This window comes from Nitrosospira sp. Nsp13, assembly GCF_900101945.1.
GTDB classification, from domain to species: Bacteria; Pseudomonadota; Gammaproteobacteria; order Burkholderiales; family Nitrosomonadaceae; genus Nitrosospira; species Nitrosospira multiformis_D.
Genome location: NZ_FMVD01000001.1, coordinates 707,412 through 733,334, shown reverse-complemented (window position 1 = coordinate 733,334; position 25,923 = coordinate 707,412). Strand labels below are relative to the sequence as shown.

The 25,923-nt window shown below is 57.7% G+C and carries 7 protein-coding genes and 1 pseudogene; 4 read left to right on the top strand and 4 right to left on the bottom strand.

Annotated features, from left to right (window positions below; genetic code table 11):
- Positions 1-127 precede the first annotated feature (127 nt).
- A complete protein-coding gene (locus BLO43_RS16335; protein WP_139149229.1) occupies positions 128-346 on the bottom strand; it encodes a hypothetical protein in 219 nt (72 codons plus the stop codon).
- A 467-nt stretch (positions 347-813) separates the two neighbouring features.
- On the opposite strand from BLO43_RS16335, the gene BLO43_RS03285 reads away from it, so the two are divergent.
- Positions 814-1,833, top strand: coding sequence for an ATP-grasp domain-containing protein (locus tag BLO43_RS03285; protein WP_139149228.1), 1,020 nt, complete (start codon positions 814-816; stop codon positions 1,831-1,833).
- Between the two features lie 31 nt (positions 1,834-1,864).
- Here BLO43_RS03285 and BLO43_RS03280 read toward each other — a convergent pair whose 3' ends face one another.
- Positions 1,865-2,950, bottom strand: coding sequence for a hypothetical protein (locus BLO43_RS03280; protein WP_090905757.1), 1,086 nt, complete (start codon positions 2,948-2,950; stop codon positions 1,865-1,867).
- A gap of 83 nt (positions 2,951-3,033) precedes the next feature.
- A complete protein-coding gene (locus tag BLO43_RS03275; RefSeq protein ID WP_090905756.1) occupies positions 3,034-4,314 on the bottom strand; it encodes a glycosyltransferase family 4 protein in 1,281 nt (426 codons plus the stop codon).
- A gap of 334 nt (positions 4,315-4,648) precedes the next feature.
- Between BLO43_RS03275 and BLO43_RS16700 the strand changes: the two genes are divergently transcribed.
- The gene (locus BLO43_RS16700) at positions 4,649-5,422 is read left to right on the top strand and encodes a hypothetical protein (RefSeq protein ID WP_175443839.1); all 774 of its coding nucleotides are present in this window, start codon (positions 4,649-4,651) and stop codon (positions 5,420-5,422) included.
- 139 nt (positions 5,423-5,561) lie between these two features.
- Here BLO43_RS16700 and BLO43_RS03265 read toward each other — a convergent pair.
- A pseudogene (locus BLO43_RS03265) lies at positions 5,562-5,812 on the bottom strand (transposase); the annotation flags it as partial.
- A 531-nt stretch (positions 5,813-6,343) separates the two neighbouring features.
- On the opposite strand from BLO43_RS03265, the gene BLO43_RS03260 reads away from it, so the two are divergent.
- Together BLO43_RS03260 and BLO43_RS03255 are read left to right on the top strand one after the other, a co-directional pair.
- On the top strand, positions 6,344-17,473 hold the full coding sequence (locus tag BLO43_RS03260) for a hypothetical protein (protein WP_090905755.1): 11,130 nt from the start codon (positions 6,344-6,346) through the stop codon (positions 17,471-17,473).
- A complete protein-coding gene (locus BLO43_RS03255; protein WP_090905754.1) occupies positions 17,473-25,911 on the top strand; it encodes a papain-like cysteine protease family protein in 8,439 nt (2,812 codons plus the stop codon). The genes BLO43_RS03260 and BLO43_RS03255 overlap by 1 nt, the downstream gene beginning before the upstream one ends.
- The last annotated feature ends 12 nt before the right edge of the window (positions 25,912-25,923 follow it).

Here is a 25,923-nt window from a genome sequence, read left to right as displayed (position 1 = left end):
ACTCCCTTGCTATTGTTTGATAAATAAGACCCGCTTGCTCCACCGAGTGCCAATGAGGATTGTTCCGAGCACATAGCTTAACATCGCAGTTTCACACCTTCAGAATCTAGAATAGTATAAAACTGTCTTACAGGTTTGAATTGCACGGTTTTTGTGGCGCATGGCTGCGTTGCAACACCTTGAAATGGAATGGCGCCCCGAAGCGTCGCACGAGGGGCTCCGCGAAGCGGGGATCGGGCAGCGTAAGGGATGCCGCGATCGCGTTCCACGTGCGTGGGGCGCCCGTATCCCGCTTCGGGTTCGCACCTTCCTGCGGAAGGCACTGCTCCGCCCTGTGCGGTCCCATTTCGCATTATTGCGTCTTGTCCCGTACCCCAAAAACCATACACTTCACCTCGTCCAACTACCGGATTTAGGATTACCAGGTGCTCGCCATTGGCCAACAGCAAAATGTAAAAGAAAAATAGCTGTAGGAATATACAGCTTGCCGGGTGCAAGGAAGAAGCTAGAATCGAAAACAGTTCCGACATTGACACTTAATGTTGAGTATCAGATCCTCAAAGCAAATTCTTCACCCTGGCGGCTCGGTGACGGCTTCCCATCACGATGCTCCCATCCTTGGAAACGCGGCAAAATAAAATGCATAAGCTCGATGCCCTTTTGATAGGTGGTGCGTGGCCAGAGTTGATGGTGGCCGCGCTGAATCTATTAACACGGACTGGATTTACCGTGGACGTAATTTCGACCAATCCCCTTTTTAAAAGGAATCGGTCGATACGAGATTATTCTCTTGCAAAAAAAAATGATGTTCTTTTGAAAATCGCTTCGGAAAAGATAAAAAAGGAATACGCTCTGGTCGTGATCGGAGATGATCCCACCCTGGGAAAGATATTGCATTCCGATCTTTCCATCGATGAAAAATTGGCGTTGCTTCCCGTCACCTCAAAGGAACATCTTGCGCATGTCTTCTCAAAAACCGGCTTGTCCCAGGCTTTCAGGAAAAATGGGCTGCTTACTCCCGATTTCCGGATTGCCAACGATGAAGAGGGACTAAGGAATGCTGCAAGGGAATTGGGTCACCCTTTATTCATCAAGCTTGATTCCGCTTCGGGAGGCACCGGAATATTCGAAAGCTCGGACCCTGGCGATCTGGAGAATGCAATAGGAAGAGTCAAAGCGTATCCCGTTCTGGTACAAAAGAAGGTACAAGGCATCGAGGTGTCTATGGAGGCTTTTTATCAGAACGGAAAGCTCATCCATTTTGCCTACTCCATCCCGGAAAAATACAAGTACAGATTCGGTCCAACCACGGTCAGGCGATACATCCAGCTTTCCCTATTGGAACAAAGGGTTTTTGATGACCTCGGCTTACTGGGCAGCGCCTTGGGTGCGCACGGTTTCGTGAACATCAGTTCCATCCGCTCCAACATCGATGGGAATCTCTATTTTTTTGAAGCTGATATGAGACCGAACTTATGGCTTGCTCACCCGCGTTATTTCGGCGACGATCCGGCCAGGGTAATCCGCACGCACTTTTTGACAGGCGCAACGCTGGAGCAGCCCTATCCCTTTGACGTTCGCTATCCGCCGGAAATCCTGCTGCCTCATGCTTTAAGAATAGGGTTGGGCGACCTGCTCCTGAACCGTTATCAGGTCTGGAAGCATCTTCCAGAGAATTTTTTTTATTTTATGTTACGTTATCGGGTATGGGGCTGGGCCAGACAGAATATCGTCGTGCTATATAAAAGCCTGCTGCCGAAACCTTACCGGGCAATCATCAAAGTCTATCTCGCATCCATGAAATATTCCCTTTGGGGCGGTGGAAGACAATGATGATCCGGCGAACGGGCCATGAATGAAAATATCAGGTCTCCATTGCGACCGGTGCGACCGGCTGTGCTAAGGAATCCAGGATCCAGACCAGAATTAAAGAAGCTGAAAATGTAAAAAAACGAAAGTGGTCGGACGGGAATAAAATCAGGTGCCCCACGGTGAAGATAAAGGGGAGGGCAAACAGGCCATAGAATTTGGCCTGTTTTTTCATTTGCCATCCTCCTTTCAGCCAGAAGAGGTAGAGTGCCACGATATATATGACCGCGTGGGAATGAAGAATCAGGGTATTGAATAATAGCCAATAGGGTGCCACATAATCCCCGAGCCGGGCCGACATCACCATATCTGCGGGATAGGGGACGGGCGAGCTGATGAAGGCGAAGTTAAAGAGGGTCAAGTATCCATAGCCCTCATTAAGTTTTGTGACGAGAATATAAGAACTGACGGCAAAGATCAGGAACAGCAATGAAAGAAGTCTTGTCCCCTGCAAATAGGCATAACCCATCAGAAGACCCGATAGCAAAACAAAATCGCTTCTTATCAAGGGCAGGATTGCCGCTATCAGAAAGACTATCCTGCGCTTTGCCATCAAGCTGTATATTCCCATCAGGGAGAACAAACATGCCATCGCATCCGGCGTGGAAAGGCGCGCGAGATCCGTGTATCCCGTAACGGCTACAACGATGGGCAGCATTCCTATCGGTACCGAGGTTTTTAAAATGATCAGGCCCAGCATCAGCACGGACAACGCGGCGAAGCACGCGCTGATGACGAAGGTCGATCTTGTATAGCTCAAGCCGGTTTCCTTGAGCAACCGCATGAGTTCAATATATGCGACCCGTATGGAATAAAAAGGAATCTGCTGCTCCAGGGACGAAGAATCCTTGAATACCGTCTCACTGTATTCTCCTGTGGTAAGCAGCGTGAATCTTCTGCTGCTCACCACCTTTCTGATGTCTTCGTAGGTTTCCCTGGTCAAGTCCGCGCCTCGATAGCCATCCTTGTGATGAGCGGCAGCGACATAAGCCACCATGTCCCAGTTGCGATGGGGTTTTAGAATGCCGTACATCAGAATCGCGATAGCTGTGAAAATCAAGATGCCATACCTGAAAACCATCAACAAATCCTACGGAGACATTTCAGCATACTCGCCACTATTTAAAGGGAGCTGACGGAGTTGCTGACATACCGCTCCATATTTTAAATAGCTCCCCGGTTAGATGTTTCCACCTGGGTTTCCATCTCGGCCATGCCGGACGCAACCGGCTCATTTTCAACTATCTCCGACACAGCCGCCCCCGACACAGCCACCTTACCGGTTGAAAAATGCTGCATTGTCGGACCGGATGGGTTTGGCGCCACTTCTGACAGAATATCGAGGATTTCCTGCGCATATCGATTCTGGGTAAACCGGTTCGCTGCCCATTGCTGAGCGGTATGTCCGATCCGGCGGGCTTCCTCCGGATTGTCGTGCAGGAACTGTATCTTTTCCGCGAGATCCTCTATGTTGCCCCACTCATAGAGAAGGCCTGTTTGTCCATGCTGAATGATTTCCGTGGTGGCTCCCCTCGCGCTTCCTATCACAGGCTTCCCCGCGAGCATGGCTTCTATCGCCACGCGGCCGAAAGCCTCCCAGCGGGAGCATACGAGCACCACATCCGCGTTCCTGATAAGAGGCAAGGGATCCTCGGCGTAGCCGTAAAACGTTAGGCGCCGCGTCATGTCGAGATCTTCTGCCTGTTGCACCAGTTGCGTGCGGTAGCGTCTTCCATCATCCCCCACCAGCAGCAGGTGCGCATTGATGTTCCTGCCTGTCAATTGCGCAAGCGCGGAGATGGCTTGATCCTGGCCTTTCCATGGATGCAGCGATCCAATGATGATGCACTGGAAAAATAGCCGTTTCTGGACCGGCTCAGGTGAGCCGGCATTGGCGCACGGGGTAACGGACTGGTAGACGACGCGGATCCTGTCCGGATCAGGAAGATGCTTGTAGTCATTCTTGACGGAGCGAGAGGTGACGATAATCGCAGCGGAGAGGCGGTGCAAGAGATAAGAAGTTGTCTGTTCGCCCAGATCGAATTTCTGGCTGGGATTATGCTTCAGGGATTCGTGCGAATGCCAGACATGAGGTCTGCGTAATAGTCGGGCGGCCAGCGCACCCACCCCGATCACGACGGTATTGGTGTAGACGATATCCGCATTCCATTTCCTGATTATCCATGCTACCCGGATACTCATCAGTGCCGTTTTCAGCAGGCGTATCACGCGGGAGCGAAGCCGTCTGGGACGAGACATCCAGACGGGATAGCCGACGATTCGCCATTCGATATTCAGACGCTCAAGTTCGTCGAGAAGCGGCCCCTTCTTCGGAACCAGTACCAGGATTTCAACACCCGAGCAAAGCAGTCCCTGCAGCAGCTCGAGTAAAGCCAATTCCGCGCCATACCGCCCGGCGGAATGAGAAATAAAACATACGCGCATGGATGATTGCCCCTGACTCCCTGGAAGCACGGGAAGTAAAATCGATAAACGGAAGGTGGTTTATCGCAACTCGATTTCGCGAGTGCTGCCATGCTCATTAAGCATGACAATCGACGGGAGGGATAGCTGTAAGAAGTTACAGGGTGATCCTGCTGCCAAGAATACTGAATAAATTGGGAGTGCAGAGAGCAAGGTAAGAGCGTAGGAACTCTTCAGTATATCCCTCTATCTCCTGCTTGACGGTGCGTTTGCAGCCAGAAATTCGATATCTATTCTTTTATTCTATCCTCTCAGCATTCGCTGAGATGCACCCGTACATTTTGAGGAGATTCATATGAATAAGTTCAGATATGGCCTAGTCATAGGCCTGGGCTCAATCAGCATTGGGCTGAGCCAAGGTGCAATCGCGGCTCCAATTACAGCTGCCGCCACCATTGATTGGGGCAAGCTTCAATTAGTGTTTACCAGCCTTAACGACTCAGGATCCGCGGTGACGTTTGGCAACTACCAAACATCGCTCAGCTCGCACGCCGGGTCGAATGAAATGACTGAAAACAATTCAAAGTCAGCAAGTAATTGGACAAGTACGATGGAGACTAACGCGGATGCGGGAACAGCACATGCCGACGCTTCGGCTTCGTCATTAAGCTTTTTGGGTAATGCGATGGCAACAAATGGTTCTACCACCTCTTCAGGAAGCAGGACGCTGGATTTCTCTGCGGATGGTCCTGGCATACTGACTGTGACTGTTCCCTATACACTTAGTTTAACCGGGGACTCCGACTGCTATTATTGCTACAATCATGCCACCGTTTCGGGCAATGCGAGCTTTAATAACTATATAGAAAATGGAAGCGCAAGCAATCAGTCAAATGTTTCGTACTCATTAACTGACTACTACTGGAATCCATCTCCCGATTCTCAAGCAGGAAGCCTGGTGTTCGGTGTTGTTACCAGCGGTGCTGGGTATGGATCGCTGAGCGTCGGCTTTGATCTCTCCGCGCAGACTGCCAGCGTGGTGCCAGAACCGCAAACTTACGCCATGCTGCTGGCTGGATTAATGCTCATAGGCAGAATTGCACGGTGCAGGAGCATGAGCTTCACCTGATATCTATACTGACGTCCCCAACTAGCCACGACGAACGATAGCTGGGGACGAAATCTGCTTTTCTATGTCAGCCGTGCGTGATATCTCCACAAGCTGGCAGGCACGACTGATTAAGCATCGCCGTCACTACGGATTTAATCTTTCGGCTCAGGATAACCTTCAAGGCTTCAGCATTCAGAAGCGGCTCGGCCAGAAGTTTCTTAAGCTGATTATTCTCTGCTTCAATGTCTTGCAATCGTTCGGCATCTGGTATTGTCACCCCACCAAACTTGGCGCGCCAGGTGTAAAACGACGCTAAAGCCATGCTGCCGGCACAATTCCCTGACCGGTGCGCCCCCGTCTCTGTTTCAAAAACCCAATTATTTGTTTGTTTGAAAATCGCTTCGTCATGTCCGTTCTCCTCTCGAAAAATGAACTTTACTAGATTCCAGCTGGCACTTTTTTATGGGGAGCACATTAGTCATAACCTATCGAATGTGTCCGTCTTATCTGGGAAGCCCAAAGAGTTGTTGTTATGAAGTGGACAAGGGGGATCGTCGATATAACCTCAGATCTCTGCAGCGGAATGAATAAAAACAGAATATCACCCGAACGGATGACGACAAAAATAATATCGATTGTTAACGTCGTTGAACCGAAAAATTATGAGCAAATAATGAGGAGCGCCTCAGGTCTATAACACCGGTGACTTCTCAATGCCGGAGGTGATCTCTGGCGGCAGGGCGGTGTTGCTCGGCTGACTGTTAGGCACGGCGAACAAGCTGGCGAAGACTCGCCGCGGAATCTTACGCAAACACCCCATGGCTTACCTGTATGAAATGGATTCGAAGCGATCGCTTCAGGGGCAATTGTTCCGAAGCTAGGGAGCCGGGACGAGCGTGAGAGTTTTGGAAAAAAGATTATTTCTCAAGGGAGGGGCGGATGGAGTCACTATTGATTCAGGTACCTGCGGCGGGGTTGGGGGCTGGGGTTCTTCAGTTTCATGGAGATTTCATTCATGGGGACGGTCCGTTCAAAGCTACCGAAGTGTGGCTGAAACCGCCACCATCGCAGGGTGAAGGCATCGTCGTTAAATTGGAGCCACCGGTTGAAATTCCCCTCTGGTGCATATTGGCTGCTCCCCCAGATAGTACCCCAATGTTGTCGGGCGAATTTATCAGCGAAGTGCTCGGAAAGGCGGGTTCCTTAAGAGACCAACGCGTCGCCGAACTTGCCGATGCGCTACGGCCGCTTGAGACCATAGAAGCCCACTGGGAATCCGGCCAGTTCATGTCGCTGAAGGGGGAGTTCGATGGCGAGGCAAAACTGCTCTTGTCTCAGTGGCTACTGGGTGGCAAAGAGACCAACGGGCGCATTGCAGAGTTTACTTTGCGGGCGCACACGGGCACACCCGCGCAAAAGTTTGGCATTGCAATTACCGTGGATGCGAAGGCATTGCCCAAATTGCGCATCGACATCGATGATTTTAATATTTCACTACCTTCGATAGCGCTGCCCGATTGGGATCTGCTCAAGCCATTTGGCAACCTCGATCTCAAAGGATGGACGCAGCGACTGGCTGATCGTCTGCAGGGGATGGATACGGGCACGTTGCCGGTAACCGTGACGTGTAGTGACACGTCGCATTCGCTGGTCCTGAAGCTGCATGACATCCACGGCCTGAGCTGGGCCGTAGTGGCAAGTGATCCGTCTGATGCAGACTGGGCCGATGCTGCTTCGATTAAGCCGAAGCTCGCGAAGTTCCGCATCGAGTACGGCCAGGCACCGGCTACGCTTGCAGTTGTTGACTTCAAGGTTGCGGCGCTTGGCAGCCAGATGGTTGTCGAGGGCGTTATATCGGGCACGTCTATTATACATCTCGCGAGTGTTGGCCCGACTCGCCTCGGCCCGCTAGAGTTGATTGGTGAAGGCGTCATTCTGACCACGCGTGCCACGCTGGTCGCGACTGAAACCGCCGTCGTGGTTGAGACCGACTTCAAGAAACTCACCGTCAGGCTGGCTGATGACCCCGAGACATTTCTTGCGTTCGAAGGCACGGTCGAGCTGACTCCTTCCGCATTCCGCATCATCAAGCTCAACTTGATCGCGCCGTATTCGATTGCGCTGGTAAACGCCGCAGGCGGCGCACTTGTGCGCAGCGCGCGTTCCATCGTCACGCTGATGGGCAGTTTCAACGGTGCCGATCTTGACGGGCTGAGAAAGCTGCTGCAAGTGTTGGGCAAATTCGCTGCCGCAATGGGGCACGCAGCATTCGTCGTAGGCAACGCCGTCGCGGACGCCGCGCAAAGCGCCGCGCGGCTTGTGGGTCAGGCGCTGGCCGCCATAGGCGATGCGATTGCAGAGTTGTTCAAACAGTTCTCTACCGGCTCGCTCAGCGCGCTGGACGAGTTCGACCTCGAGGTGCGCCTTGCGCTTGATCCGTTCGAGATCCGCCAGATCATCGTTACGCGCAAATCTGCAAAACCGGAAGACTGGAGCTTCAAGAACTCTGCGTTCACTATCGATATTCCCGGTACCTGGATGCCCGGCCTCCTGATCGATTTCGTGGACCAGCCCGGCGCGTACCTGATTACTACCCGCTCGACTTTACCCGCGCCCCCGGTGTCAACGGATGACGAGAACTTGTTCGCGAGGTTTCGCACCGACCTTTGGCTCAGGAGCGGGGACATAACTTCGCGCCTGCCGGACGCATCGTCCAAGGATGGCGGGCGGGCAAAGGAATCCCTCGTGACGCTCAGTGCAAAGCTCAAGGGTGCGCCGAAGGACGTGGTGCTGGTCATCGCAGGATTGAATCGCGGCCAGCCCGTGTTCCTTCAGCGGGCGCTGGAGCCGGAGAATCCACAACCTGGCGCGCAAGGACTCATGAAAGGCCCATTCCGTTTCACGGAGTTGATCGACGGGTTGGACGTTGGTTTCAAATTTGAAAAAGATCGCCTCCTACCCTTGCTCGGTATGGGTGAAACGGGAAAGGCCGAAGCGTCCGGCGGCAGCGAATTTCTCGACAAACTCAAGGACAGCCTCGGGCAGGTGGTGTGGATCGACAGTACGGACTCGCCGGTCTTTCATGCAAAGCAACGCTCGGTGTCCACCGGGCTCAACCTCGGCGTCAAGGCGGCGGGGCTTGAAACGCGCATCAGGCTGGACCTTGCGCTCAGCCTCAACACGCTTGAGGCAAGCTTAGCGGGAGGCGACAAATTTTCCCTGATGTCGCGGCGCATTGAAGAACAGGCGCTGGGGCTGACGTGGATCGTCGAACAGACGAACGACGTCGACCGTGACGCGGACAAGGCAGTCAAGATGTTCGAGCTCAGTTTTGCCAATGGCGAAACTACGATGAAGCTTTCAAAAGATGCGTTGATGGAAGTGCGCTTTTCCGGCCTTTCGCAGGACGGCACGGGCGTGGCATTCAGGGTGAGCGAGTTCTCGGTGGGACGGCGCGGCGTCAGGCTCAAGGCCGAGGTTGTGCAGCGCTCGGTGCGCATGAATGGCCTCGACGTGCCTTTTCATTTCACCAGTGGCTCGCTCGAGATCGATTCAAGCAGGCTGGTCAGCGCATCGATTGCCGGCCGCGGCATTCTGCCACCTGCACTGGTCGGTGAGGCGGACTGCACGCTCGCTCTGACTTTCGGCCAGGACGAGAGCGGCATCGTACTGCAGTCGGGCAAGGTCGAGATCGATAAGAAGGGCGATGCCATCGTCTGCCACTCGACACGCTTTACCCTGACCATCAGCGACCTCGACGTTGCCTTCCAGAAGGACAACGGTTACCACCTCTACTTCCTCGTGACGGGTTCGCTGCGCTTTACTCCGAAGGATGGCGAATTCGAATCGGGGCTGCTCGGCTTCCTGAAGGATGTGGAGATAAACCTCGAGCGCACCCCGTTGACAGGCGATGCGCGCGTGCTTGCAAAACACATCTCTTTCCAGAAAACACTCAAGCCGAAAAAGAGTTTTTCATTGTTCAATCTTTTCACGTTCGAGTTACGCGGCTTCGGCTTTCACCCGTCGTCACCGAAGTTCGATGGCGACCCCGCCATCAATCTTTCGGGGCAGATCAAATTCGCCGAAATCGGCGACGTGATGCAGCCCAAGATGGATTTTCACGGCCTGTGGATTGCAGCGCCGCGTGCTGGCGAAGCACTGCCACGTATCAAGGCCGACGGCCTGGGCGTCGATCTTCAGCTTGCCGGCTCAGTGCGTTTGCGCGGCAGCGTTCTAGCGGTAGACCCTGCCACCCGAACCGTCGAGGGTGCCCGTTTCGCGCCAGAGGGCTACAACACCTACGGGTTCCTCGGCGAAGGCGAGCTGGAGATTCCCGGGTGGGGCGCGATGCAGGCCAGCATGGGATTTCTAGAGATCGAGCGCATCGACAACCCCGGTGAGCGCAAGAAGGCCTTCTTTCTCTACTTGCAGAAGGACAAGCTTGCAATCGAGATACCGCTGCCGTTCTGGACTTTCTATATTCGCGAACTCGGCTTCGGCTTTGGTTTTCGTTACACGGTTGCGGGCATCAAGGGTGTGGACGATGCAAAGAGTCCGGCGCAATGCATCCGCATACTCGACGACGTGTCCAAACGCCAAGGCGACCTTGCGAGTTTTGCGGCATGGAGGCCCGACCCCGAAGGTGACCGGTTCACCCTGGCACTGCGCGCCGCGATCCAGGCCTATCCGGCTGAGCAGACATATGACGCCGAGCGTGAAGAGATGGCGTCGAACCCGTTTTTCTTCGACTTCATGGTGGCTATCCGCTCCGACCTGACGCTGCTTGCTTCCTTGCGCGGCTTTCTCGGGGTGAACTACCACGATTTCCGCAACAACAAGGATAACTTCCGCGAGCGCCCCGGGCTGCGCGGCTACCTCTACATTTCGGCGCCGCGCTGCGAATTGCTGGCGCGCATGATCGGCGACTCCAAGGGCTTCATTGGTGAACGCTTGCCGGGCTTGCAGACCGGATCGTTGTTGCGCCAGGCGGTCCAGTCGGTTGACTGGTCGTCCACGCTGTATGTGCGACCCGGCTTATTCCATTATGAACTCGGGTGGCCGGATCAGCTTGCGGTGCGGCTGGTGGACAACGATAGGATGAAAGTGTCGGTGCGCGGCGGTATGATTTTCCGCGCAACCGGCGACGGCCTGCTGTGGGGCTACAACATCGAGTCGGACGCGTGGCTACAGTTCGGCGGCAGCGCGGGCGGCAGCATTGGCCTGGCGGTGGAAGGCACGCTGCAGGCGCGCTTCGTAGCGCGGTTGATCGCCTGGCTCAGTTGGCAGGTCAGCGGCTCGCTGGTTTACGGGCTGGTGTCACTTGATGCCACCCTGGCGTTCAGCGTGCGCGCGTGGATGGAGGTGGATCTCGGCTTTACCAGCTTCACCATCAATATTTCCTTCTCCTTCCTGATCCAGTTCAGCGCGGCGATCGAGCTTGCCATTACCACCGAAGGCCTAGGCGGGCGCGTCAATGCGCGGCTGGCGATAAGCGTGTTCGGCTGCACGATGGGTGTGGGCATCGGCTTCTCGTTCAACGACGGTTTGCTGGAGCAATCGCGCGCACGTGTGCAGCGTTTCATGGCGATGTCAATTACTGCGGAAGAGCCACCTACACCGCCTTCGCTTGCAGCGCAGGAGGCAGATTCACGCACTGAGGTCGCCGCGGCTCAGGCCACTACGGCCGCGACGAAGCCTGCGGTGAAGCCTGAGGTGACGCCGGCGTCAAACGTTGCGGATAAGTTGCCACCCGACAAAACTTGGCCCTTTGAGATAAGCAGGAAAATCGGGGCTACGGATTTCTGGATGGTTCTGCACCAGGCGACGGCAAGTCCTGAAGGGCAGCCTCCTTTGCGCGAAGGCTGGGCTTATGCACTGCTAGTTCCGAGAGAGCAGATAGATCCTCAGTACGCAGGCTTTTACTGCTCGCCATTCGCCGTGGCAAACCCGCCGGCTTACAGGCTTGAGTTTGACGGCGCATTGGGTGACGTCGCAGACGTGCTGAGGGCCGACATCGCGAGTGACCGCGCACTGAGGTGGTTGCCCATTTCGGAGAGGAATGAAGCCAACGTCAACTGGAAGTCCAGCCTGCCCACCAACTCCGGCGTGGAGTTTCCGCTGCACCAGTTTTTCGATGAATGCTTTGTCACTGATGTCAAATGGACACTGGATGAGGGCAATCCTGTGCGCACCTCGTCCAACTGGCGTGAACCAAAGAATCCGAGGCGGCACGACAGGCTGCGTGATGAGCCAGCGATTGCAGCCGAGCGCGACAGGCGGCGCGACGAAGCGCAGAAGTGGAACGCTGCTGATGCCGCGGCAGACCCGATGGAAGACCGTATCTATCAGGGGCGCTCTACGATGCTCAGCATTTTCCTGGACCAGTTCGTCGCGTACTCAGGCACCGGCGTGCGCCCGGACGCGCACACACATGTGCTCGATCTGGGGCTGTTATTTTACGGGCCGGTAGATCAGTTGGAGAAGCTTGGCTCGGCATTGCGCATTGTCAAAGCCGACGCGTCCGGTAAAGAAGGCAGTGTCACTGTATTCAACCCGCAAAAGCGCTGGTACGAAGAGCAGGATCCAATTTTCGTCAACAACCGGCACGCCGTGGAGGTCGCCGGCGTCAAGCTCGGCTGGCAATTACCCGAGCCCTGGGTAGAGAAGTGCGATGACCCACAGGAAGACCCGCAGCAGTTCCTGCATCACTACGAAATCGTGCGCACCATCGAAATCGGGAACGGCACGCCGCAAACTTTCCGCGTGAAACCAGCTTCAACGCTGGGCAAGAAACTCGAAGGCGGAGTTATCGAGGTACTGCCCGGCGACTGGCAGTTTGTCGATGACCTTGCCGACGTCGATGTAGCTACCCGCAAGGCCTTGCTCCCGGCAACCGGTGCGGCCGACGCCTTGCAGGCTGCAATCGCGTGGATAAAGGTGGCGGGCGTGACGACCGAAGTCACGCTGACATACGCCATCACTCCGGTGGACATCGCCGGTACGCGCGGGCTTCCCAGGAGCGTGTCGATTGACATCCAGCGGCCGCAGCCGCCGGTTCGTTCCGCGCGCGCCGAGGTCAAACTTGTGCAGACGCTGCCAATAGCAGCGAACTTCGAGGAGGAGTCGCTGCGTCGTCAGGACACTGACCAGCGGCCGGAGGATCTTGCGGTTTTCGTCGCGCTGCGCGATGACGCGTGGGACGAGGATCCCACAGAGGGTTCCGTAGACACACCCGAGATAAGAAAGATACAACGTACCTACAGCCTGGTGGTGGAAACCGAGGCGATCCTTCCCGCAGGGCATTACGGTTCAGATGGCATGACTGATCGCATTCGCGGGCTCGGCACGGCCGGTGCGAAAGCTGCGCTGAGCGAGTTCGCCAACGACAAGTACACAAAAAAATTTGACTTCGCGTTTGGCAAGCTGGAGCAAGTGACGCCTTCAAACCCGGACAAAACGCCGCTGTCACAGATCGCAGCGAGACTTGATCCCGAGAGCGAAGAGCGCACCAGGCTTGACCGTTGGGGGCTGCTCGCAGGTGCCACTTCGCCAGCAATAAAAAGTGTACTGGCCGTTGGCGAGCCCGCACGTTTGCTGGATCTGCTTTGGCGTGCCACGGAAGCCGCCGGTGGCGGACGCATTGCGGCTCGCATGTGGCTGCAAACCAATATCGAATATTTGGTCAAGGGTGAGTTAATCACGCTTCATTCAGATCTTACGCCGGTTTCCATCGAGCTGGCCATGCGCAGGGATAGTACTCCGTTCGACGCTGCCAAGGTGCCCGCTGCATTGGCAACACTGCGCCCTGAAGTGTTCGAATGGCCGGTGCATTTGCGCTTGCCGCCATTGGCAGGCGCGCAGGTCAGGGTGAGCACCGGCTTCATGCATCTGAAGGTGCCGGTTGCCGCTGCGACGCTGGCAGACTGGGCTGGCGTACACGGCGACGAAAGCAAATCATCGGCGCTGTACTGGCTGCGGGACCCCGCGCGCCGCACGCTTGCCACCGTGGAATTCGATGCCGTCCCCGAGTGGTCGGGCAGAGCCAACGCTATCCATGCAGCAACGATCGCGGGCTACGACGTATATGAAGTCGATATCGACGATCTTGCGCCGCTCGATTCGTTCAACGTGTCATTCGACATGGATGCCAAGGTATGGCGCCGCGCAAGACGCGTCAGTCGGATAGAGCTGCTCGCGCCCGAGATTGCTCAGTTGACGCCGGCCACTAACTCCGACTGGCTTGGCTGGCAAGCGCACTACCCAAGCGAAACGAAGCGCACATTGCGCGCCGTTTGCGCGCCAAGGCCGAGGGAGGGGTCGCTGCCGATTCGCACAGGATGGTATTCACCACGGGAGTCCACGCCCATGTTTGCGCAACGCCTGCCGCGCCTGCGCCTGATGGCTGTGCCACCCGACAACGCCTGGGTAGAGTTGGTGCAACTCGGACTGCCTGACACCATAGTGGCTACATTCGTGGTCGGTCGTGGCAGCGTTGCGGAAAAAACTTTCCCGGACCCTGGCAAGCTTGTCTTCAAAGCGTACTCACTGGAACTGAACGCGAAAGAGGACCCCGGTGGCAGCAACACCGCGGCGGAAACCGAGTTCAAGCTGGTTGATGGCACTACGGGAACATTTATTAGATCAGACAACGCGCAGATGAAACCTGCCGACGTGCGCCGCCTTTTATGGAGCATTGGTTGGGCGCCAGACAAGGAAGCTGTGAAGGCGTTACGTGACGCGCCAAATGCATTCGCGGGACTAGAACTACGGCTAGAGGCTTATCAAAACGGCGAGAAAGGCAGGCGGGTCGGCACCACCAGCATTGCGCTTGACTTCCGTTCTCCGCTGCACTCGTTACTGGAAGAAGTGCTTGCAGAGCTTTCGCTTGCAGCGCACGACGCCGGCGACGTGGCTTCCATCTATCGCAAGTACGAAGTGATGGTGCAGCCTGCTCCGCTCCTCGACGCGCGCGATTTCAGTGGCTGGCTTGCCCGCAGCGCGCCCGCTACTGACCCGTATGGCTGGGCCGTCCTGCAGTCGCTCGGCCATGCAGCGACGATTCGCCTGTTCGATCAGGCGCGAGACAGGTTTCTGTCGCCCGGCGAACTTGCGTGCCGCGTGGACAAGGTGTTTACAATGGTGATCAACCGATGGTGTCAGTACTACAAGGCAGAATTCGGCGTCGCATGGGGCCAGCCGTTCGCGGAAGTGCTGTTGCGGCCAGGAGCTGACTGCATCGAGAGGCCGTTCGACATGACGCTAGGCGCTGCGAGCGTTGCAACGAAGCCGGACGTCGATGCCGACGGACTTTCGATGATGCAGCTGTCGCTGCGCCCGGCACCCGCGCTGGTGTGGCAGTACAAAGAACTGCGTCTGGCGTGGCTGAAGCGGAATATGCCAAAGAATACGACAACGGTTTCTACAAACGTTGGAGAAGACTGGAGCACGATTGCAACGACGAGGTCTTACACATCGTTGTCCCTGCAAATAACCACGAAAGAAGCTCCCCACCCGATCGACATCGTGGACTGTGCCACGGGGCGCATTTATTCGACAGGGCCGGGGCGCGAGGCTGCCGTGATCCCACTTGCGTGGCCGAACGTGAGCAATCCGCGGTTGCAGATGCGTTATTTTGAAACGCTGAGCTGCGAGATCCTTGTGCTGTGGACAGTGGAGACAAAGGTAACGCAACGCACCATCACACCCGAGACCAATCCGAAACTTGTCGACAAAGGCAAACTCGACCATGAAGATGTGCAGCTGATATCGACGAATATCGAAAAGTTTAGCGGGCGTCTGGGAGAGAAAGACAGTTTCCTCGACCTGCTGGGCCAGGACGAGATCAGAGAACCCGGGCAAATTCCGCATCCGGGCATTGACCCATTTGAAATCTTCCCCGAGAAAACAGCCGAGGAATGGGCGTTTGCGTTTGGCGGGGAAAATGCAAAGCCACGGCTGGAAGTGGCGGCCCGCGCGTTTGCATCGCTCCAGGAATCGTTGCGGGCCGTGGCGCCTGAATTGAAGTTTCCCGCAACGCCGGACGACTTGATGCTTGTTGCGTCTTCCTACCTCACGTGGGCGCAACGCTTCCTGGACCAAGGTGCCGCCCTGAAGGCGGAGGCCGCCGCCGGCCAGGTTTCGTTGGCGTTGGCCGCGCCGGTGAAGGCGACGCCTTGGCGCCTTTCGCCTGATAGCGAAGGACGTGTGCGCATCAAGATTCCGAGTGACGACAAGTGGGCGCATGCGCGCGCCTATGCAATCAAGCCGACCTCACGCTACGAGTCGCTCATGACGGGCTTGGGTGTCGTTAAGCTTGACGATGTGGAAATGCTGGTTACTGCCGATCTTGCTGCACCGCTGTCTCATACGCTGAACGCGCCGATTGGTTACGCCGTCGCAGTTACGCCGCGCACCGAGCGCATTGAAGCGCCTGTGGTACTGAACAACTGCCTGGAGGGCAAGGGCTGGGAAGTCGTGCTGGCGCGGCACGGCGAAGAGTCGCTCGCGTCATCGAACCGGCCGCTGTTTGCCCGGCTCGGCAAGCCGGAGATTTTGCTGTCGCAGCTGCGCTCATACCGCCACCCGGAATGGCCGGGCCGCCTGAGAAATTTCAATGATGCCATTCCAATGGCGGACGTAACGCCGCGCCAAGCTGCGGGCTCTGCTGTTCAGGTGCCGCCCGTGTCGCCAGAGGTTACGGACCTTGTACCGCTGGATGAAGCCCACCTGAGGCAACTTGCACAGGCGCATCCGTCGCTATGGAAGGGCGCGGACGTCGTGCGTACCACTGCGATAGCACCGCACTATAGTACTGCGGTGCTGGTAGTGGCGCGTGCAGGTGTTGTCGTGTCTGCGATCTCGTCCGCTTTCCAGGACAACCTGCCCCGCTTTGAACTGACGGGGCGCAATGACTTGCTATACACCAGCGGCCAGCTCCCAAGAATGCGTATCGAAGCCGGCAGCGGCGCTGCAAGCAGCTTCGTCGTGCAACACCGGTTGGTTTCGCATGACGACGTGACGCCGCTTTCAGTGCGCCAGACCTGGCGCGGCAAGGCAGGCATGGACGACGTGCGGTGGTGGCCCGACCCGGACGTGAGCTACCGGCTGCTGCGTACCTGGGACGCGCCTGGAGGCGGCACTATCAACGATGAAGATGCCGACATCAGGCTGGTAGGGGGAGGCGACCCGAAGGACGCGAAAGCGCTGCCTGTCATCGTGCGCACGCGGGGAACGCGCTGGGTGACTCCTGCAATAAATCCGTTTGACATCTCCTACGTGGGTCGCCCGCACGCAAGTGAATTCCAGCTTGCCACGCGCTATGAAATGAAGACCGATTCGCCCGCGCCGAAGTTGTTGAGTGTTCGCCTGCTTGCAGATGACCTGGGCACCAAGACCCAACTCGCCAGCTTCGCGAAGTCAGTGGGGCGTTTTGCGGAGGTGCTGGTGCAGTATCAGGTCATGCTCGAAGTTGCAATGAAGGACGGAGAGACCGAAGACGACTACCTTGTACGCATGCGTGAGGCAGGACAGGCATGCCATGAGCTCGCAGAGAAACTGAAAGGCCAGGGCATGAGGTTCGATGTGGCGCGGGTCGTTGAAGACGTCACCCGCATTGGCGCAATAACCAGTGAATGGTTCGGCAAGGCAAGCGTCATCGGAGGCGCCTCGCTGGAAGGCCGTTTCATGGCGTGGCTTGCGAGCCAGCCGGAAAATAGGTACGTCGCCGGTGCAGAGGTGCGATACCTGCCTTACAAAAATAGGCTGTCTGGCGGTGCGGTGCGCTTCGTGCCCGTCGACAAAACGGAAACGGTGTTGTCTGCATGGGACGTGACGCTTGATCGTGAGGTAGGCGAAATAGTGAATAGCGGGCTGCCGTTCGCGCTGGAAGGCGCGCGCTTCTGGCAAGCAATGTGCCAGCAGGTTACGGGCGGCGCGAGCAAGCTCATGCTCTATGCGATCGATGGCCGGATGTCACCGGAGCAGGGTGTCGTGATGCAACAAGTGTTATGGCCGGAGTGGATTGAAAAGCTCAAGATTCCGGCGGCTGCACCTATGAAGGAGGAAGCGTAATGCCATCAAATACGAAGCTCCGCAACGTCACTTTGTGCGGGCCCGAATGGGGGCCTGCGAATACTCTCAGGCCCTTCTGGGAAATCACGGTGGGCGCACCCTACGTTTTCGAGGATCCCCCATTGGGAATAGAAGAGGACAAAATCCACCCACTGCGTTCACTCGTCATCGACAACAAGGCGCGGGCAGAGAAGGATGGTTTTCGTAAGCCGAGGCTGATGTCGGCGCATGTGATTGCAGGGCACTCTGGTGGTAGTTATGAAACGGAGTTTTTCAACGAGTCGAATGCAGCATATGAATATCTTGGTCGCGACCATCCTCCCGGCTTTCAGAGCTTGGTGCCACCCAGTCTTGGGGTTGGCGTCTACTATGAGTATGAAGTCCACGAAAAATTGCAGGTGCGATTACAGGCTGGAAAGCCGACGGATGCGCAGTCAAAAAGGCGATGGAAGTACTGGCCGAATCCAAAAAAGCTGCTGACGACGCCTGCATACTTTCTTACCGGCAATGCGCGCAAGGAAGGCGAAACAATTAAGGCGCCGCAACAAGCGGAATTCCAGCACATCATAGGTTCGCCGATGTTGGAGAGAGGCAAAGACTGGCCACAGGAGGAAGGCGAGATTGATCTGCCTTCGCTGCGGCTCGTAGCAGGCGCGATAAATCTGGCGGTTGCCGATGGCGGACTGGATTGGTTGAAAGGGCTTGCTCCGCCGGCAGTCGGCAAGCCGTCCACCAGCACCGTGATTCAGCGCTACAACATGCGCCTCGTGCCCGATGGCATCGAACTGGAGCTGGACGCCCCGTTTCCCGGCCAGGTTGCACCCTTGCGCGGCTGCTTTCTTCTCGCGCCCGAGAGCGATGCACTCGTGCTTACGTTATTGCCCGAAAAACTCACTACAGACCAAGCCACCGAATGGCGGCGTGCGTGGCAGGAAGCCTTGCCTGATGAAGCAAAAGTGGAGGCATTGCATGGCTTTCGCCTGGGCGGCAACCGCAATGCATTACCAGCCTTTCGCTGGCGCGCCGAGGTGAAGCAATCCGTCATCCAGCCGCTCGTCGCGGTCGTTGAAGTGCCGGTGGAAAGCCTGCGCATGAATTTGATCAGCCCGCGTGGCGCCGACGGCGTCGATGGCGTGGTGAACGTCGGCGGAAGCGGGTTCTTTATTCTCACGACGCTGAAAAGGGCACAGCAGGACGAATCGGTCGCGAAACGCCTGTGTGGTTCTCTCGCCGACTTGATGGCCTTCGGCAAAGGCCTTGACGCCGGTACGCTTCTCTTTGGGCGGGATGAGGCCGATGTGAATGCGAAATATGTGATGAGCCTTCTTGCGGGCGGTACTACTGCTGCTGCCGGGCAACTGGATGTCTCGCTCGACATGCCGGCAAACACTCCTTACCCGTGTTCGCACAACGAATACCGGCTCGCGCAGGTTTTGCGCGAATCGTATGGGCTTGAAACGCCGGCGTCGGGCGAGCAAGCTTTGACACCGGCACCGCTCTACGGCTTCGTACCTATGGTTGATGGCTGGCTGCAGATGCCTGTGCCCAATCTTCCGCCCGTTAATCCGGAGTCCGACACGAAACTGCTGGCGGCGCCCATTGATACGTCGAAGAATGCCCTCGACGGCTATCTGCGTTTTTCGCAGAACGCCAAATTGCCCGACGTGCTGTCCGGCTTCGAACCCCCGACCGATGCGCTGGTGGAGGCCGCGCCGTGGTCCGTCACGGTGGAAAGCGCGAGCGGATTGCGCGTTGTTATCGCGGTAGGCAAAAGGGGTGGTGGTACCCGCGGCGAACCCGTGCGCGGCCTCGCGCGCGTCGATGAGCCGGAGCTGTCCACGCGCGGCTTGTTGTGGCTTTCGGCTGATTGCCCCGACCATCTTGAAGCGCTGCCACGCATGGGCGCGGGCCCAGCAGCTTTTCTCGACGTGCCGATGGAACGGCAGGACTCAAAGGCCACGTTTGCGTTTGCCATTGCGCTGTCGAAACTGCAACTCAAGGCGATTGCCACCAAAGGTTCCGCCATCGTCACGCGTGAAGCGCTTTCGCTGAAGATCGAACGCAGCAAGCAGGGCAAAGGCAGGCCGTCGGTCTACTGGCGCCGGCATCCGCAGATGCCGCTTGCAGCAGCCATGCCGATGACGCGGAGCGCGACCTCAGCAGTGCGCCCGCTCGAGAGCCGCGACCTGATTCCCTTCACGATGGTGGCGACGGCCGATACGGGCGGGGTACAGGCACTTGCAGAACTCTCGTGGGCCGGCGCGGCAGCCGTGTATCCAGTGCTTGAAGGGAGCTGGCACTACAAGGTCGTGGATGAATGGACGTGGCCGGGCGACAACCTTATAGCGCACCCGAATACGGTCAGGGGTGTCGGTTTGTTCGCGCTTGGCGTCCCGGGTGTTGAGGTTCGCATGGACGGCGGTGGGGATGGCGCCGTTGCCGCAGATCCCTGGGCTCCCCTGCAGGCGGCGCTGCGCTACGACCTGCCTGCGCTGGACGAAGCATTTGCCACCGCGACGATGCCACCTTCACCAGACGAGGCGTCTGTGCCGCAGCGGCCCCGCTCAGGCCCTGCGCCTACCGCGCTGGATTGGCCGGGGCTTAAATTCTTCTGGGGCGAGCAAGAGCGCAGGTTGCAGCTTGCGCGCGTTGCGCACAGTTATCTCTCAGACTACAAGAGCGCGGGAGATGTAAATCCCGTTGACGTCACGTCGATGATTCGTGGCTTTACCTGGAAAATCCCGCTCGGCTTCAACTTGCCGCCTGCAAAAGCCGCCCTGCCTTACGGCAGCATTATACTTAACGTGGAAGAACAATCGGGCAACAAAGCATTGACCGGCTTCGACGGCATGTTGCCCATGCCCGGGTCCGCCGAAGGCATAAAGGTTGTGGGCTACAGCCCGGCCTCATTTTCCATAAACGGCTATTTGTATGATGCGCGCGGCTATGGCGCAGGAGCGATGACGCAACCCATGGACGGGTTGTGGCGTCCGCTTGAAGCGTTGACCCCGCAGGCAGACCAGCGCCCGCCGCAGGGTCGCATTACCCGGCTCGAGCCGATCGACGTGCGGGCATCACAAACGGATACTGCGTCAGCGCTTTTTTCGTTTTGGTTCAAGGACATTCCGCTTGACGACAAAGGCGAATTCGACGACTTGGATGATCCGGCCGTCAGCGTTACTTCCAGAGCCTGGCAGGACGGGCCGCTGATGTACACAAGTGCTGAGTGGCGGCTGATCGGGCCGGCTGTGGCCGGCCGTGACCCGGGCATCGATCGCATCGACTTCCATGGCTTGCAACTGGAACCCTTGCGGTTGCAGAAAATCAGTTTCGAATGGGATGGCGCGAAGTCGCAGCCGACGTCGGCCCAGCCGCTTGCATTCACCATCCTCGCGCGTATGCACATTGGGCCTGTGCCCCAGACCGATCACGGCGGCAACAATCTTGTGCAACTGCAGTTCAAGCAAGCCACAGGAGTAGTGTGGCTAGAAGGTATTTCGATTTTTGAAGCACCTGGATTTTCGCTGCCAGTGCAAGTGAACGGCCAGCGCATGGCGTTGGGTATTGGACGCATTGACTGGGCTGATGGCGTGCTGGGTTTGCAGGACGCAAGCATGTCATTCAATTTTCTTGAGCAGGAGACACGGCTCGACAACGTGACGCTTGAGCACCATGACGCCGGATGGATCGCGGTGTGGGCGCGGCCGCAGGCGGCGCTTGCCGCGCGGAACATCGGCTATGCGTCAATCAGTATCGAGCACGCGGTGCTTGTTGTCGAGCCATCGACCACAAGCTTCGATCTGACGCACCGGTCAGCTGTTACGCCGGGGCCAGCGGCTGGGAAAGCTGCGGTGGCTAACGATGCCGTGGAAGTGAATGTCGTCGAAAGCTGGAGGGACAGCCGGCACTTCGGCGATGCACGGTTGCGTCTGCTTGGCGTGAACGTCGGTGTGGACTACAAGCCGGAGCGCGGTGGATTCCGCGTGACCGCGAATTCGGCCGCGGCCGACGCGACGCTGCTGAGTGGCTTTCCCTCGGGGGGATTTCTCTCTTTCGGCATGGTGGCCAGTGCCGAACTGAATGGTAATCAATGGATGGCAGACGGCTCAGCGCGGCTTGTCGCGGGCCGTTTCGCGGGGTCGTTGGGCTGCTTTACGGATTCAGCGTGCATGGAGCTTGAGCGCATTGATTTCGAAGCTTCATGCTCCGAGCGTGGAGAGGCTGGTGCATTTGGCGAGTGGAACGGCGTGATGACGCTTTATGGCGTCATCACGGTGCGCAGTGCCATCGGCTGGCCCGGCGTAACTGGGCTGACTGACGGCATCCCGTTCCCTGACAGACATCTCAAGACTGGATGCATTGAAGTCAAGGTAGACACCGCCACGACACGCATGCACGACGTGCAATGGCTGCTTGATGGCCACCGCTTGCCGTTTGCTATTGCGCATGGTATTTCTGAGGGCGACGCCAAGGCATTGTGGACAGTGCCGGTACTTGCAAGCCATAAGCTGAGTTTGATGGGTGGCGGTGAAGCCGCGACGCCCATTGTATTTACCAGCGTCGAGACCATTGCCGTTGGGGCCATTGCGGGGATCGTGCCGCAATGGAAAGCTTCGGACGAGGTGAAGAATCAGGGCTCGACTTTTGTACCGCGCTACAAGTATCCTGCGGCCGCGACCAGGGATAGTCCGATGGCTGCAATTGCCGGCGCAGTCAATGCGGGCGAGAGCACGATCGGCACGGCGCTGCAAGGTGCGTTGAGCGCGGGCTTTCGCACTGCTCTTTACGGAAAGAGGCCGGATGGAACCCAGCCTGTGATCGATCCGAAGTCGCTTGCGATCAGCGGCGGTTTTATGGGCATGCTGGCTCCGGCAAAGTCAAATGGCGATGCCGTCCTCATGAAGCTTCCGGTTCTGGCAGGGCTGTCTGACGAGAGCCCGCTGTATGTCCAGAAAGGACATGAGCCGTTTTTTCTGCAAACAAGCAAGGGCAAGTCGATTTCCATTTCGTGGCCCGACAGCACGGTGGCTGCGCGAGTGGCGCTGACGTCGCGCAGTGCGGCTACGCCGAGAGACAGCACTGAACTCAGTCTGCTCGAGGCGGCAGGCGCATCGGTCAGTGACATTGTAATGGAAGCGTTAGTCGAGCAGAGCTTTCCTGTGAAGCTACCCGATGAAGGATTAAATGAAACTGCGTATTTCCTTTCGGCCGCCATTAGCGTTGCGCGAACCATCGAGTCCTGCAAGGAGCAGTCTGTAGCACCGGTAGCGCTGTCGCTGATTGCAGGAGACAAGCGTGCCGCGGCGCTTCTCGTCTCGCATCGCACCGGGGATCTGGCGCCGCATATTGCGGCTCCGCGTGCCGAGTTGATGATCGCCGGTGACGACATGGTTACGCAAGCCTGGACGGTCCCGGCAACGAAAAGCGTGGAAGCTTACGCGGGCATCGTGGCGGGGGGCGCGTATACGGCGCATGCACGTCCGCGCGTGGCGGTACTGCGCGACGCGGATGGTGCTTTCTACGGAATGGATCTCCCCCTGCGCACGCTGCGGCCGAGACAACATCAGGCGCGGAAGCTTGCGTTTGAAGATTCATCGCGCGGGTATCCGCTTGCGCTGGGGGGGAACACAGGCGACTGGCTTGGAGGTGCGCACGAAGGTGCAACCGCCGCGGTGCGCGACCGCGAGAGCAACATTCCGGGCATGAGCCGTGTCGCGCGGCTGCCGGCACACGCTGCCTCCATGGAAGTCACAGCCGATACGCCGCAGCCTTTGAATGAACTGGTCTGGCTCGGGCAACAGCGTGTGCCCGTGTACCTGCCTTTGCAGACCAGTAAGCTGCAATCGCCGCCGATACCCTGGCTTGTTCCCGGCGCGCCCAGGACGCGCTTGCCGGTATTCACGAATGTCGACTCCGCACTTCGGCCGCTTGGAGTGCTTAAGCCCATGGGCGCGGAGAAGGGAGTTTCTCGCACGTGGCAACCGTATGTTCCGTCAGAGGCAATGACGGCGGCCATCTCCGACCGGCCTGGCATTTTGATGGTCCGCCGCCAGCGCCTGGAAAAAGCGATAACCGATCCTGATGTGAAGTGGTCGGCTGATTTTGATCCTGAATCCGGGACTTACGGGCGACCCGCGCAAGCGAGCGTCTCGCAGCCACGGACAGAACGCACGCCGCGGCCCGGCACGTTGCCCCCCAACACGCACGAGAAAATTGAGTATTGGCGTCGTCCTTGCGCGTCTCCCATGCTGCCGATGGTTCCCCTGCGGGCACTCGTCGGTCCTGCGGATGTTGTGCGGGGATCGCTGCTTCAGAAGGTGGACAAGGACCTTGTTGCCCGTCAATGGAGCGTGACTTTCATTGCCGCGCCGTCGACCGCCGGCATGGTGACCGCAAGCTGGGACGGTACGCTGGAAGTGCTGGCCGAGATCGACATTTCCCCGGCGCCGATAACGGGAACTGTTTCATGGAAAGAGTGGCTCGTGAAACTGGTGTGTGGGGCGCCCGGCGAGATGACCGCCACACTCATTCTGGGCAGGGCAAGCATCCCGTTTCGTGCGCTGCACATCCGCGATGAAACTGACATTGGGACGCCCGACGCGCCGGCCGTGCGACGGGGCCACGTACGCCTTGTGCTCGACGCTCGCGACATCCCGGGCGCATCTGCGGGTCCGGCGATACGGGCAATCGCCGACGCCTTGTCGGGCGCAGAAGGCGTGCCGCGCGCTGAACTCCGGTGGACCGTGCGCCCTTTTGCCGGCACAGTCAAGGAAGATTTTGTCAGGGCGGCTGCCTCCATCACGCTCGGCGAAGCAAAAGGCGCGGAGATTGCATGGGGGGTGGACCGTGCGCCCACAACGCTGAGCATTGCACTGTCGCCTGTCTTGCGCGGCAGGGGTGCGCTGCCGCTGGAGCCGTCGTCACTTCTCTTCATTGACCCAGCCTATGACGCGGGCCTTGCCGGACCTCCAGTGGAGGATGCAAAGCGCTTACAGATACCGGCCACACCAACAGAGGAACAGCCACTTCCAAAAGGGCGCGGCGACCTGATGTTCATACTCGCATGCGATCGCCAGCGGGCCAATCGCAACGCCACACTGACGCTGATGGCGGACATGCGTTTTGAGCGGCCGCTCGAGGCGCGCGCGCGGGCGCAATTGGCCGAAGATCTGGCGCCCGACCCGGCACCCGACGGGGATCTGGCGTCAGACGGGCATCCGGAATTGCCTTTCACCATTCGTGTCCAGCCACGCGCAGGAGAGATGCGCGAACTCAGTCTAGGTACGGTGGAGCCCGGTGCCAAACCTGGTGTGACGGAAAAGGGGGCTGTGCTTCGCAGCCTGAAGCTCAAGCTCGCAGTCGTCCACGAGATACCGTTCGCCAATCTGCTCGAAGGGGACGGCACACCCGCGCAACTCGCGGCTGGTGACATTCTTGAAATTGTGGCGCAATGCCCGGCGGGGCCACTGAAGGTGCTTGATGCGGGCCTTGCAACCGAGCCGGGCAAGCCCGCGGGGAACCCGTGGATGAAGCCGGTCGCGAAACTGTATGCGGACAGCCCACCCACGCGGACTATCAGGGTCATCCTGACGGATGAGCCTGTGATCGAGCCGCCGCCGGCTTCTTATGCGGCACTGGTGCGGTCACCCGCCGTCGACAGTGCGGGCGGCGAGTTCATGCTATCGTTGCCGTTGTACGCGCAGTCGCCGTTGCCTCACAGAGTAGACCTGCAAAACGCAAAGGCCGATTTTCGCGCGGGCCTGTTGCGGCGTAATGCAACGTTTATCTGGACGCTCACGCGCTCTCGTGCTGAAACCGACGCGCTGCAGGTCCACATTGTCAAGTCCGACAGAAACGGGCAGACTTATCTGCCTGAAAGCGAAAAAGATTTTGTACAACCAGACCGGAGCAAGTCAATGAGCACACTTTACCAAGTTCCAGGAATCATCGAAGTTCTACCCCAGCCGACTCCAAACGCCTGCTGGGCAACCGCCTTCACGATGATGAAAGCATGGAAGGCACAGGCCTCATATGACATTGCAAAAGCTGTCGCGACGGCAGGACCAAAGTACTCGGAATATTTCGCGAAGGACACAGGCTTGCCTGCAATCGAATTCGGTGCATTTCTCTCCGCCGCAGGCGTGAGCCACCAAGCACAAATCAATCTCAGCGTGCAAGGCTGGGTCAATCAGTTGAAAGACCACGGCCTGACTTGGGTTGGCACAATGAATTCAGTATCACCACCTGCTGGCTTGCATTCACGGATAGTTGAAGGAATGGAAGGTGACGGCAGTGCGAGCGGCACACTCATGAAGATCATTGATCCGGACGGTGGCAAGCGGTATCTAGAAACTTTTACGAGCTTCGTAAGGAAGTATGAGGATGCGTTCAATACGAGCCACGATGACCAGTATTTCCAAATCCGGTTTTTTGACTAAGAATTATGAGCG

Coding starts and splice junctions, on each gene's coding strand:
- BLO43_RS03275 (WP_090905756.1), bottom strand. CDS start 4,314: ATGCGCGTATGTTTTATTTCTCATTCCGCCGGGCGGTATGGCGCGGAA.
- BLO43_RS16700 (WP_175443839.1), top strand. CDS start 4,649: ATGAATAAGTTCAGATATGGCCTAGTCATAGGCCTGGGCTCAATCAGC.
- BLO43_RS16335 (WP_139149229.1), bottom strand. CDS start 346: ATGGGACCGCACAGGGCGGAGCAGTGCCTTCCGCAGGAAGGTGCGAAC.
- BLO43_RS03280 (WP_090905757.1), bottom strand. CDS start 2,950: ATGGTTTTCAGGTATGGCATCTTGATTTTCACAGCTATCGCGATTCTG.
- BLO43_RS03255 (WP_090905754.1), top strand. CDS start 17,473: ATGCCATCAAATACGAAGCTCCGCAACGTCACTTTGTGCGGGCCCGAA.
- BLO43_RS03260 (WP_090905755.1), top strand. CDS start 6,344: ATGGAGTCACTATTGATTCAGGTACCTGCGGCGGGGTTGGGGGCTGGG.